9 protein-coding genes and 1 pseudogene are annotated in these 12266 nt (G+C 61.3%); 6 read left to right on the top strand and 4 right to left on the bottom strand.

The genetic code is table 11. The features are described 5' to 3' along the window. A partial coding sequence (locus WCA53_RS33980; protein WP_423922530.1) for a YhdP family protein occupies positions 1–2329 on the bottom strand: 2329 nt, incomplete at its 3' end. A 241-nt stretch (positions 2330–2570) separates the two neighbouring features. Between WCA53_RS33980 and glnE the strand changes: the two genes are divergently transcribed. Further along, the gene (gene glnE, locus WCA53_RS33975) at positions 2571–5369 is read left to right on the top strand and encodes a bifunctional [glutamate--ammonia ligase]-adenylyl-L-tyrosine phosphorylase/[glutamate--ammonia-ligase] adenylyltransferase (RefSeq protein ID WP_423922527.1); all 2799 of its coding nucleotides are present in this window, start codon (positions 2571–2573) and stop codon (positions 5367–5369) included. A gap of 75 nt (positions 5370–5444) precedes the next feature. On the opposite strand, the gene recN is transcribed toward glnE, so the two are convergent. Both recN and WCA53_RS33965 read right to left on the bottom strand, forming a co-directional pair. Then, complete coding sequence (gene recN / locus WCA53_RS33970; protein ID WP_423922522.1) at positions 5445–7100, bottom strand: DNA repair protein RecN; 1656 nt, start codon at positions 7098–7100, stop codon at positions 5445–5447. A gap of 6 nt (positions 7101–7106) precedes the next feature. Continuing rightward, a complete protein-coding gene (locus tag WCA53_RS33965) occupies positions 7107–8009 on the bottom strand; it encodes an NAD kinase (protein ID WP_423922517.1) in 903 nt (300 codons plus the stop codon). 212 nt (positions 8010–8221) lie between these two features. Here WCA53_RS33965 and hrcA point away from each other — a divergent pair, with 212 nt between their 5' ends. The 3 genes from hrcA (at position 8222) to WCA53_RS33950 (ending at position 10985) form a co-directional block, all read left to right on the top strand. Continuing rightward, positions 8222–9238: a heat-inducible transcriptional repressor HrcA gene (hrcA, locus tag WCA53_RS33960; RefSeq protein WP_423922514.1), complete on the top strand. Its 1017-nt coding sequence runs from the start codon at positions 8222–8224 to the stop codon at positions 9236–9238. Between the two features lie 163 nt (positions 9239–9401). Beyond that, positions 9402–10469 (top strand): ferrochelatase, encoded by a 1068-nt coding sequence (gene hemH, locus WCA53_RS33955; protein ID WP_423922512.1) that lies wholly within the window; start codon positions 9402–9404, stop codon positions 10467–10469. Between the two features lie 108 nt (positions 10470–10577). Then, positions 10578–10985, top strand: coding sequence for an RNA-binding S4 domain-containing protein (locus WCA53_RS33950; RefSeq protein WP_423922507.1), 408 nt, complete (start codon positions 10578–10580; stop codon positions 10983–10985). Here the strand turns inward: WCA53_RS33950 and WCA53_RS33945 are convergent. Further along, on the bottom strand, positions 10957–11118 hold the full coding sequence (locus tag WCA53_RS33945) for a hypothetical protein (RefSeq protein ID WP_423922504.1): 162 nt from the start codon (positions 11116–11118) through the stop codon (positions 10957–10959). The genes WCA53_RS33950 and WCA53_RS33945 overlap by 29 nt on opposite strands. 464 nt (positions 11119–11582) lie before the next feature. Between WCA53_RS33945 and grpE the strand changes: the two genes are divergently transcribed. Together grpE and WCA53_RS33935 are read left to right on the top strand one after the other, a co-directional pair. Continuing rightward, complete coding sequence (gene grpE / locus WCA53_RS33940; RefSeq protein WP_423922499.1) at positions 11583–12152, top strand: nucleotide exchange factor GrpE; 570 nt, start codon at positions 11583–11585, stop codon at positions 12150–12152. A 27-nt stretch (positions 12153–12179) separates the two neighbouring features. Continuing rightward, a pseudogene (locus WCA53_RS33935) lies at positions 12180–12266 on the top strand (thioredoxin family protein); the annotation flags it as partial.

Here is a 12266-nt window from a genome sequence, read left to right as displayed (position 1 = left end):
CGCCGGGCGGGGGCGCAACGCGCGGAATCTCGAGGTGCAGCGCGAGCGTGGCGGCGCCGATCGCGCGAATCTTCGTCGCCGCGTGCTTCGACAACTCGCCGAGCGAACTGTTTTCGACGTAATCGAGCATGTCGGTGACCGGGCCATACGCCACGCTGTCGATCATCACCTTGGATTCGCGATTGCCCAGATCGTCGATATGTCCCGCCGTCTTCTTCACCGCGACGCCCAGATAGTGACCGCGCGTGACGTCGAAACGGAGCTTGTTTTCGGCGAGCTGAAACGTCCCGTCGATACCGTCGAAAGCCGGCCAGAAGCTGGGCGTGCCATTGGCCATCTTGCGCGGCGGGAAGGGCGTCGGATCGAACTTTCCGCCCTTGAACGGCGCCACGATCTTGAAATGACCGGCATCGGGGAAACGGGTATAGGGGAATTTGGTCAGGTCGCCATGAACCTCTATGGTTCCGTCGCGGCCTGTACCGGCCTGAAGCGCATGCCCGAGATAGATCCGGAATTTTTCGCTGATACTCGTCGGCAGGTAGCGCACGAGATGCGTCAAATCCATGTGCGCGACATTCGCCTTCAGGTCGAGCGAACCACGGCCCTCGCCGACGTTCTTATAATCGGCCGTCGCGTTAGCCTGGGCATCGGCGTTCTTCACGCGCAGCGAAGGCACGTGCACCGTGATCGCCCTGTGTGGTTTCCCGGGCGCATCGGCGAGCGTCCAGTCGATACGCCCATCGATCTGGTCGAAGGTGAGGCGCGGATTATCGAAGACCCCCGGCATGGTGATGGCCGTGTTTTTCGTATCGATGACTGCTGTGCCGTGATCCTGATCGGCGTCGATCGTGCCCCACAGGTTCTCCACGCCCGGGATCCCGGCACGTGGGTGGTTCATGATCGTCAAGCCGGGCGGCGGTTCCTGCGCCTGGATGCTGACGCCCAGCAATTCGGCCTTGGCCGTATAGCGAAGGGTTTCGTCAGGACCCAGGTCGCGCTGGGAATTCACAGCGGCATCGGCATCGGCCGCGTTTTTAGGCTTCGGCCGCACGCTTTCGAGCGTGTAATTGGCAATTTGGCCGCGCGGACTGTAGCGGATGAGATAGTTCTGCACTCTCGTTGGCAAGGGCAACGCGCGCAGGAACTCGGAGAGGATGCCGAGATCCACGTAGTCCCCCGAGACGGCGAGCAACTGTCCGTGATCCACGCTGGGTGCGCGGTATCGGCCGGTGAGCGTGCGCATGGCGAGCAGCCGGGACATTGGCGTGCCATCGTCCAACGGCTTTTGGCCCAGTTCAGCGTGCACGTCCGCCAGGTTCAGCGTGTATTCATCGTCCTTGAGCGCGAGATTCCAGTTGAAACGGGCGATGGGCATGTCGAGTCGCGGCTGCGACGGACGCACGCGCAGCGCGATGTCGGAACCGGTCAGGTCGCCGCCCGCCGCCCGCAGCTTGCCGCTGTCGAAATCGATCCAGATACGGTTGTCGAAACGGCCGCCATACGTGGCGAACGGCACGGTGACGTAGCGCGCGAGCATCGGCAGGTCCACGGGTCCCGTCGATAAAAACGCGCGGCCCGTCCAGTTCGTCCAGCGGCCGGTGACGGTGAAGCGCTGATGCTTGAAGTCGGCCCGGAAATCGAGTGGGCCGTGCAGCAATTCGCCGTCCGCTGGCGCTTGCAGTGAAAGCCGATGCCGCAGGCCGTCATTGAGGACCGCGAGCTTGATGCGTTTGAGCGCGAGTTCCGGCGCGCCTTTTTCGGCGTCGTGCCAGCGCAGCGTGCCGTCGCGCAGCACGATCGCTTGCTGGGTCAACAGCCAGGTCAAGAACGTGTTGTTGCCATTGCGCCTCGCGGGAATGGGCACGCCCGCCACGCTCAGCGAACCGTCGGCGGCACGTGCAATGATCACGTCCGGGCCGTCTACGGTCAGGTTCGACAGCACAGGCGCGAGGTGCACGACCGAAAGCCACGCAATGGTCGCGCTCGCATGCGGCACGGCGAGGCCCGGCGTGCCGTCGAGGGCGTCGATCCTGAGATTGTCGATATCGAAGGTAGGTTCCAGGCCCGACCACTGCGCGGTGATCCGGCCAATGCGCATTTGCGCACGAATCTTCGAAGAGACCAGTTGTTCGATCCGAGGCCGGAACGCGTCGACTTGCGGTAACACGACATATCGCAATGCCAGATAAATTCCGGCAACCGCGAAATACACGACGGCGACCAATACCAGAAGGATTTTGAGCGCCCGCGACAACACGAGCGCGGCGTGACCACCGAGCTTCGATTGTCCAGCTACGGGCAGGTCGGCAAATTCCTTCTGGTCGGACATGCGGCGATGGGTCGGCTATATGGTAGGTTTTAGAGATTTAACGATTAAATGTAACACAGCGTGGCCCCGTAAAAGGGCTGGAAGACCCTGAAGACGAGGCCTCGAAGACGCGCTACGATGCGGCCGCGAAGCTTTATCGGCGGGCGCCTGGCGCCGCGGGCTTCCATTGACGCCGATTTCGCACGATAGCCCCGGCCATGACCTGGCCATTGAAGACAGCAACGACCGAGCCCGACCTTTCATGAACGAAGCCACATTGTTGAGTTTGACCACGTCCAACTATGCGTCGCGCCTGTACGCGGCGCGTCCCGAACTGGCCGCGCAAGTGGCGCAATGGTCTAAGACACCGATTCGCCGCGCGTGGGTCGAGGAACGGCTGAACGCGTTATGCAGCACCTGCACAACCAACAATCGCCTCGATGAGGCCGCGCTGAAAACCGCGCTCCGCAAGCTTCGCGGCGAGGTATTTTGCACGGTGATGGAACGCGATCTGGCCGGTCTCGCCGATGTCGCCGAGGTCACCGGCGCGATGACCGATCTTGCCGAAGTGAGCATCCAGCGCGCGCTCTCGGTGTTATCGGAGGATCTCGAAGCCGTATTCGGCGAGCCGCGCGGGCAGGATGGGCAGCGGCTGACGCTGGGTGTCGTGGGAATGGGGAAGCTTGGCGGGCGCGAGTTGAACGTGTCGTCGGATATCGATTTGATCCTGGTCTATGAGGACGACGGCGAGACGACGGGCGGCCAGCGCGCCGCGCTTTCCACGCAGGAATATTTCACGCGCCTCGGGCGCAAGCTGATCGGCGCGCTGGCTGAAGTGACCGAGGACGGCTATGTGTTTCGCGTCGACATGCGGTTGCGGCCCAATGGCGATTCCGGTCCCCTTGCGTGCGGGCTTGGCATGCTCGAAGAGTATTTCTACGTTCAGGGCCGCGAGTGGGAGCGTTATGCCTGGATCAAGGGGCGGCTGGTGTCGGAGGGTGAAAGCGAGCCGGCGCAGCGGCTCGCCGTGCAACTCGAAGCGCTCACTACGCCGTTTATTTATCGGCGCTATCTGGATTACGGCGTGATCGGCGCCATCCGGTTATTACATGTGCAGATCCGCCAGGAAGCGCAACGTCGCGCACACATGCGGCCCGATAAAGCCGACGACATCAAGCTGGGGCGCGGCGGCATTCGAGAGATCGAGTTCAGCGCGCAGGTTTTCCAGCTTATTCGCGGCGGCCAATTTGCCGACTTGCGGGTCCGGCCGACCTTGTCCGTGTTGAAGCGCGCGCAGGCGCACGGGTTGATATCGGCGACGGTGTGCAACGAGCTCACCGATGCGTACCTGTTCCTGCGCAAGCTCGAACACCGCTTGCAATATCGCAACGATGCGCAAACGCACGCCATGCCGGTCGCGCCGGAGGATCGTGCGATTTTGGCCGAGGCCATGGGTTTCGCCGATTATTCCGCGCTGAAGGACGCGCTCGAAGCGCATCGGAGCAACGTCGAGCAGCAGTTCGACGAGACTTTCGCCGACAAGGTGAGTGGCGACGGCGGCTGCGGCGTGGCCGAGGATTCGGTGGCGTCGTGCGTCTGGAGCAGTGCGCTTGCCGACGAAAGCGCCGAAGAAGAGGTGCGCGGGCAACTGGCCGAACTCGGTTTCACCGATACCGCCGCCGTGCTGACGCGCCTGCAGAACGTGTGGAAATCGTCCCGCTACGAAGGCCTGCCCGAACGCAGCCGCGAACGTTTCGACATCATCGCCCAGCGCGCGCTCGAAGCAGCGAAGGATGCGCAGCCGCCTGAGCGTCGCGGCGACACCATCGCGCGCTTGTTCGACTTGCTCGAAGCAATCAGCCGGCGCGGCGCCTATCTGGCGCTACTGACCGAATATCCGGCTGCGCTCGAACGCGTGTTGTCGGTGCTGGGCGCATCGCGCTGGGCGGCCGGTTACCTCATCCGCCATCCGCAATTGCTGGACGAATTGCTGGACGATGAATTGATCACCAGCCCGTTCGACTGGGCGCAATTTCGTAAGTCCTTGTGCAAGCAAATTGCCGCCGCCGACGGAGCCGAGCAGCAAATGGACTTGCTGCGCCATGCTCACCAAGCCGAAGTGTTCCGCATTCTTCTCATCGACCTCTCAGGCTATCTCACGGTCGAACATGTCAGCGATCGTTTGTCCGAACTCGCCGATGCCGTGCTTGGCATCACCATCGAAACGGTGTGGGCGCAGTTTCCTAAGCGTCATCGCGAGGTGCCGCGCTTCTCCGTGGTTGCTTACGGAAAGCTCGGCGGGAAGGAGTTGGGCTACGCGTCCGATCTGGATTTGATCTTTCTGCACGACGACCCGGATGAAGCCGCCGTCGACATCTACGCGATGTTCGCGCGCCGCCTTGTCACGTGGCTAACCACGGCGACGGGCGCGGGCACGCTATTCGACGTCGATCTGAGGCTGCGTCCGAATGGCGAGTCGGGGCTGCTTGTGACGAGTCTCGAATCGTTTCGCCGCTATCAGATTCGCGAAGGCGATGCCGCGAACACAGCCTGGGTCTGGGAGCACCAGGCGTTGTCGCGGGCACGTTATTGCGCGGGCGATGCCGAGATCGGCGCCCGTTTCGAGGAGATCCGGCGCCAGGTTCTTACCATGCCACGCGATGCCGGCGCGCTGGCGCACGAAATCGTCGCGATGCGCGAGCGGTCGGCGGCCGGTCATCCGAATCGCAGCAAACTTTTCGACCTGAAACACGATCGCGGCGGGATGGTGGACATCGAGTTCATCGTACAGTTCTGGGTGCTGCTGCACGCGCGGGAATATCCGGAGTTCGTGAGGAACATGGGCAATATTTCGTTGCTGTTGCTGGCGTCGAAATTTGGCTTGATGAGCGCGGAGGAGGCGGAAACGGTGGGGGCGGCGTATCGGCGCTATCGGAAATTACAGCACCGCATCAGGCTCGACGGGATGGAAAAGGCGCGCGTTGAACCGGAGGAAGTTGCAGCCGAGCGGGCCGCGGTGACCGGACTTTGGACGCGGGTGTTTGGGGCCGTCGGCGGTTGAGGTTTTGGGGGTGCTGGACGGTGGGATGGTTTTGCTGGCGACATTGCCGCCGCAATCAAACCCCGCCTTGACCATTCACGCCGCCAACATTTCCTTCGCGTGCTTGCGTGTGGTTGCCGTGATTTCCAGGCCGCCGAGCATGCGCGCGACTTCCTCCACACGCCTGGATTTGTCCAGTGGCGTGACCGAGCTGACCGTTCCACCCGTTGAATCGCCGGCCTTTGCTACCTGGAAATGGTGGTCGCCACGCGCCGCGACCTGGGGCAAATGCGTCACGCAGAGCACTTGACGGTCGCGGCCGAGTTGATGCAACAAGCGTCCGACTACTTCGGCCACGCCGCCGCCAATACCCGTATCCACTTCGTCGAAGATCAGGGTCGGCGTGGGGCTTGCCGTGCTCGCGATCACCGCGAGCGCGAGGCTGATTCGTGCAAGTTCGCCGCCGGACGCGACCTTCGCGAGCGGACGCAACGTGACACCCGCATGGCCCGCGACCCGAAATTCCACTTGTTCGAGGCCGTGCGGACCCCCTTCGGTCAACGCAACGAGTGCGACTTCGAAGCTCCCGCCTGCCATCGATAATTCCTGCATCCCCCTCGTGACGGCCGCGCCAAGCGACTTCGCGGCCTTGGTGCGCGCCTTCGACAACACTTTGGCTTCGGCCAGGTAGGCGGCTTTCGCCTTTGCAACGGTCGCGCGCAAAGCGTCGAGATCGGCAGCGGCGTCGAGCGCTTCGAGTTGCTTGCGCCGGGCGGCGTGCTCTTCGGGTAGCGCTTCGGGTTGCAGGCGAAACTTGCGAGCGGCGGAGTGCAATTGTTCCATCCGATGCTCGACTTGAGCCAGCCGGTTCGGATCGAGTTCGAGTCGCTGCGCGTAATGCGATAGCGAATACGCCGCTTCCTGCAACTGGATCTCAGCGGGTTCGAGCGATGCCAGCACGTCGGCAAGCGCAGGGTCGATATCGACAAGACCCCGTAGCTTCGACACGATCGCCGAGAGTTGGGCGATCATGGGGTCGTCGGATTCGGAGAGGGCGCTCAGCGCGCCCTGTACGCCGTCGATCAAGCTCGCCGAGTGCGACAGCCGATGATGCTCGCCGCTCACTTCTTCCCATTCGCCTTCCTGGGGCGCGAGTTTGTCGAGTTCGCCGAGTTGCCACGCGAGACGTTCGCGTTCCAGTTGCAACTCGCGATCGCGGCTCTGCGCCAGTTCCACGGCCTGCGTGGCGTCCCGCCAGACGCGGTGCGCACGCGCTACCTTCTGCGCGGTTTCGATGAGGCCGGCGTGGGTATCGAAGAGTTCGCGCTGGGCGTCCGGCCGCATGAGCAGTTGATGGGCGTGCTGACCGTGAATATCGACGAGCATTTCGCCTAGTTCACGCAATTGCACGAGCGTGGCCGGCGTCCCGTTGATAAAGGCCCGCGAGCGCCCGTTCGAATCGACAACCCGTCGCAACATGACGGTGTCGGCGTCACCGGCGGCGAGCGCATGGTCGTCGAGCCATCGCGCGACCTGCGCATACGTCGAAAATTCGGCCGTGATGTCCGCCCTCAACTCGCCCGTGCGCACCACGCTCGCGTCCGCGCGAGCGCCGAGCGTGAGCGCGAGGGCATCGATGAGAATCGACTTGCCGGCGCCCGTCTCGCCCGAAAACACGGTAAAGCCGCGTTCGAACTCAAGGTCGAGCGCAGCCACGATGACAAAATCCCGGATCGAAAGATGGCGGAGCATGGCGTCTTAGAGTTTTGAATCGTCGTCATTCGACGGGTGTTCATGCCAGTGCAGCTTCTTGCGCAGCGTGGCGTAATGGCTATAGCCGACCGGATGCAACACCGGAACCGTATGCCGTGAACGCCGCACTTCAATGGTGTCGTTCAGTTCGACGGCCGTGAACGACTGCATGTCGAAGTTCACGTTGACGTCGCGGCCGCCGATGATCTGAATTTCCACCCGCGAGTCGTCAGGCAGCACGATCGGACGGTTGGACAGCGAATGCGGTGCGATCGGCACAAGAACGAAACCCTGTAATTGCGGATGCAGGATTGGCCCGGCAGACGAAAGCGAATAGGCCGTGGAGCCGGTCGGTGTAGCGACGATCAGGCCGTCCGAACGCTGGTTGTACATGAAGCGCCCGTCCACGGACACCCGCAGTTCCGCCATTCCCGAAAAGCCGCTTCGATTGACCACGACGTCGTTGAACGCGAGCGCGTGATAGATCGGCCGTCCATCCCGGACAATTCGTGCTTCCAGCAACGTGCGTTCTTCGCGCTCAAAACTGCCTGCGAGCATTTGCGGGACGAGTTCCTGCATCTCGGCGAGGGAAATATCCGTGATAAAACCGAGCCGCCCATGATTCACGCCAATCAGCGGGGTGCGATACGGCGCCAGTTGCCGGCCGAGTCCCAGCATGGTCCCGTCGCCGCCGAGCACCACGGCCACATCCGCACGCGCGCCGATCTCGGGCGTGGAGAGCGCCGGATAGCCGGTCACGCCAACGTCATGCGCCGTTTCCGCCTCGAACACGACTTCGAATCCGCGTTTCGAAATGCAGGCGGCGAGCGCCGTCAGCGGCTCCCTGATGCCGGGCGTGTTGCTGCGCCCCACGAGCGCAACAGTCTTGAATTGGCTGCCAATTTCCATGGCGGCATTACACCATAGGTAAGTGTCGAAAAGAACGGATCACAGCTTCGTCGCGTTCAAGCCGAAGTGTGGATGTAAATTGTCGTTAGAATGGGGCAAATCCTTAACCAGTATTGAATGAACATGTCGCGCGACGCTGTCTGACACGTGGATCGTCGCCGCGCCTGGCTGTTTATGACCTGTTTTCCCACACGTTGAGCTAAAATTTCCCCATGCTAGACCCACGTGCCCAGACCCTTCTCAAGACCCTGATCGAGCGCTATATCGCCGAAGGTCAGCCGGTCGGTTCGCGCACGTTGTCGCGCTATTCCGGTCTCGAACTCAGTCCGGCCACCATCCGCAACGTGATGTCGGATCTCGAGGAACTCGGTCTTGTGGCAAGCCCGCACACCTCCGCGGGACGGATTCCCACCCCGCGTGGCTACCGCCTCTTCGTCGACACCATGCTCAGCGTGGAAACCACCGACGACGAAGCGATGACTTCCGCCGTCAAGATCAAGCTGCAGGGCGGTGAGCCCGCGAAGCTAGTGGCTGCCGCTGCGAGCGTGTTGTCGAGCCTGTCGCAGTTTGCGGGGATCATTCTCACGCCGCGCCGCAGTCACATGTTCAAGCAAATCGAGTTCATGCGCCTGTCCGACAAGCGCATCTTGCTGATCATTGTGACGCCGGAAGGCGACGTGCAGAATCGAATTATGGCTACCCAGCGTGACTATTCGCCGTCGCAACTCACCGAGGCGTCGAATTACATCAACGTCCATTTCGCCGGATTGTCGTTCGATGAAGTACGCCGCCGACTGCGCGAGGAAATCGACGCGTTGCGCGGCGACATGACCACGCTGATGCAGGCAGCGGTGGCCGCGAGCGTCGATGAATCTGATGCCGGCGACACTTTGCTGATTTCCGGCGAGCGCAACTTGCTTGAAGTGGCGGATCTTTCCTCCGACATGGCGCGGCTGCGCAAGCTTTTCGACGTATTCGATCAAAAGACCAGTCTCCTTCAGTTACTCGACGTATCGAGCCACGCGCAAGGCGTGCAGATTTTTATCGGCGGTGAATCGAATCTCGTACCGATAGAGGAAATGAGCGTGGTGACCGCGCCCTATGAAGTAAACGGGGTAATCGTGGGCACGCTCGGCGTGATCGGGCCTACGCGAATGGCGTACAACCGCGTGATTCCCATTGTCGATATCACCGCGCGGCTCCTGTCACTCTCGCTCAGCCAGCACTAAACCGGCCGCGTGCCGGGAATCACTCCGCTCAAAGTCCCTTCGACACCTCTATCGTGCAGCGCAACGAGATCGGGCACTAGTCGGCCGTCTGGCCAATGATGCGTTCTGAAACGCGCCGCTATAATGAGTTTCACCTTCTCCGTGCGGGTTTCAGAGTCCATCCATGCGCTACGACCTCGAGTTGCCCTCGCAGCCTTCTGCTTCGCATCGCGTAGCCGTGCTGCTGATCAATCTCGGCACGCCGGACGCACCCACGCCGCGAGCCGTTCGCAAGTACTTGGCCGAGTTCCTGTCGGATCCGCGAGTGGTGGAGATTCCTGCGCTCGTGTGGCAGGTCATTTTGCGGCTTGCGATCTTGCCCTCTCGCGGCCGGGCATCGGCGAAGAAATACGCGCAGGTTTGGCTGCCTGAAGGCTCGCCGCTGCGGGTTCACACGGAAAAGCAGGTCGAGGGATTGCGACGCTTGTTCCAGGTCAACGACTATCACGTGATAGTCGAATACGCTATGCGATACGGCACGCCCGGCATTCCGGCCATGCTGAACCAGCTCAAGCTGGAAGGCGCGGAGCGCGTGTTGTTAGTGCCCATGTATCCGCAATATTCGTCGTCGACCACCGCCACTGCTTTCGACGACGCCTTTAGCGCGTTGAGGCACGTTCGCAATCAACCTGAGCTGCGCACGATCCGGCATTACGCCGACCATCCGGCCTATATTGGCGCGTTGGCCGAGCAGGTCCATGAATACTGGCGGCAGCACGGCCGGCCCGATTTCGCGTCCGGCGACCGTTTGGTGTTGAGCTTTCACGGCGTGCCGAAGCGCACCATGGATCTTGGCGATCCTTATCACGATCAATGCCAGTTGACCGGTTCGTTGCTGATGGCGGCGTTGGGGTTGTCGCCGATCGAATGCCGGGTGACGTTCCAGTCGCGATTCGGTCCGGCTGAATGGTTGCAGCCCTACACCGCGCCTACGCTTGCCGAGCTCGGTGCTGCGGGCGTCAAGCGGGTAGATGTGTTCTGTCCGGGATTCACATCGGATTGCCTGGAAACGATTGAGGAAATCGGCATTGAAGGCCGCGAGGAATTTGTTCGGGCTGGTGGCAAGGAGTTTCATCGGATTGCGTGCCTGAACGGGTCGCCGGCGTGGATCAAGGCGTTGGGCGAGATAGTGGCCCAGCATTTGCAAGGATGGCCGGTCAGGACACCGCAGGTGCTGAGCGCTGTCGCCTAGGGAGAGGTTGGGGCGGTTCTGAGTGCGGTGAGCGTGGCCGCTAGAAGGACTTCACCCTCGCCCGATACCCGCCGCCAGCAGAACCCCCACCCCTAACCCCATCTAACCATGCACTACAACATTTCTACCGAGCCCGGCGCACGTCTTCGCATCGACAAATGGCTATGGACGGCTCGATTTTTCAAAACGCGTTCAATGGCCGCCGATGCTGTCGAAAAAGGCCGCGCGCGGATCGGCGGCGCGGACGTGAAGCCGTCAAAAGAGGTCCGCGTCGGCGATCTCGTCGAAATCGAGATCGAGCAGGTGCTGTGGCAAGTAAAAGTGTTGGGAATCTGCGAAGTGCGCGGTCCTGCACCGATCGCACAGACGCTTTACGCGGAAACTGAGGCCGGACGGGAAAAACGTATGGCTGAGGCTGAGCGGAGAAAAACGTATCGCGAGCCAGCGGCTGCGTTGCAGGGTCGCCCAACCAAGCGCGACCGCCGCATTATCGACAAACTTGCTGGTTCGGACTGAACAACTGTTCCATGGTGGCAGACACGCCGCCATACTCCACGGTGCGCTCATTGACAGCGCCGGACATGCAGATGGTCGTTGTGCCTCCAACAAGCACCAGCGCGACCACCGCGATGGCAAAGGTCAGTTTCATGGCACCCCCGGTAACAACGGTACAACCTGGAATACGGGCGCATAAGCGAAATTCAAGCGAGCTTTTGCGGCAAAAAAGACTTCCAATCGGGCTTTCGTAAGATTAGGGTTAACTAGCGCTCGAGAAGACTTGATCGAAGTGTAGGAGAGCAAGTGCCGGCACTCAATCTAAATCGTATTAAGCGCGCTTAATGGTTGTAACGGCCCGTTTCGGCGGGCGAGAAATAGCGCTGCAAAGCAGGTGCAAGCTCTTGAAAAGGTTGATTTGAGCCTCAGATGAACGGTTGGCGGCAAACATCGCCCACCGTCGGTCATGAATCCTTGCGGCTGCGACTGCGGTAGTGACGAGAGTTGTGTTTACGCAATGTGAAGTCAGCGAATCGGCTAGGGCCATTGGGCGTTACCGAAACCGCAACGTTGCGTCCGATTTCATCCGTTTTCACACTTAGTAAAATCTCAAGCGACATGGAAAACACGCAAGAAAATTCAGCGAGCCAGAACTCTACGTCCATTGATGAAACCGCTCGGCAAGCGGCTCAGGAAGCGGACGTGAATTCCGCGGCGGCAACCGTCGACGCAAATGAAAACGAAGCATTGCTGGCCGAGGCTCAAGCCCGGGTGACAGCGTTGCAGGAAGAGTTCCTGCGGGCGAAGGCCGAGACGGAAAACGTGCGGCGCCGTGCGCAAGAAGACGTGCAGAAGGCGCACAAATTCGCTATCGAAAATTTTGCCGAGCACCTGTTGCCGGTGCTGGACAGCCTGGAAGCGGCACTCACGCACTCATCGACCGACCTGGCGAAAGTTCGCGAAGGCGTCGAACTCACGTTGCGCCAGTTGACTGCGGCGCTCGAAAAGGGGCGCGTCGTCGCCCTGAATCCGGTGGGTGAGAAATTCGACCCGCATCGCCACCAGGCCATCTCCATGGTGCCTGCGGACCAGGACCCCAATACGGTCGTGACGGTTTTGCAAAAAGGCTACGTCATCGCCGACCGCGTGCTCCGTCCCGCACTGGTGACGGTCGCTGCAGCGAAGTAAGCGGATCGAACGGACCCGATTTTCGTCATGGCCAACATCCCCGTCGACTCAACGGCATTTTCGGTTTTCGACATGCAGGAGCTGAACGCCGCAACGTTCGACGCGGGGCTTGCG

This window comes from Caballeronia sp. (assembly GCF_049581465.1).
Lineage (GTDB): Bacteria > Pseudomonadota > Gammaproteobacteria > Burkholderiales > Burkholderiaceae > Caballeronia.
Note: the sequence above shows the minus strand (reverse complement) of the source record. Positions and strands in the feature narration are given on the sequence as shown.

What these genes read in the sequence shown, in the direction of transcription:
- hrcA (WP_423922514.1), top strand. Translation starts at nt 8,222, where the DNA reads ATGCTAGACCCACGTGCCCAGACCCTTCTCAAGACCCTGATCGAGCGC.
- hemH (WP_423922512.1), top strand. Translation starts at nt 9,402, where the DNA reads ATGCGCTACGACCTCGAGTTGCCCTCGCAGCCTTCTGCTTCGCATCGC.
- glnE (WP_423922527.1), top strand. Translation starts at nt 2,571, where the DNA reads ATGAACGAAGCCACATTGTTGAGTTTGACCACGTCCAACTATGCGTCG.
- WCA53_RS33950 (WP_423922507.1), top strand. Translation starts at nt 10,578, where the DNA reads ATGCACTACAACATTTCTACCGAGCCCGGCGCACGTCTTCGCATCGAC.
- WCA53_RS33965 (WP_423922517.1), bottom strand. Translation starts at nt 8,009, where the DNA reads ATGGAAATTGGCAGCCAATTCAAGACTGTTGCGCTCGTGGGGCGCAGC.
- WCA53_RS33945 (WP_423922504.1), bottom strand. Translation starts at nt 11,118, where the DNA reads ATGAAACTGACCTTTGCCATCGCGGTGGTCGCGCTGGTGCTTGTTGGA.
- grpE (WP_423922499.1), top strand. Translation starts at nt 11,583, where the DNA reads ATGGAAAACACGCAAGAAAATTCAGCGAGCCAGAACTCTACGTCCATT.
- recN (WP_423922522.1), bottom strand. Translation starts at nt 7,100, where the DNA reads ATGCTCCGCCATCTTTCGATCCGGGATTTTGTCATCGTGGCTGCGCTC.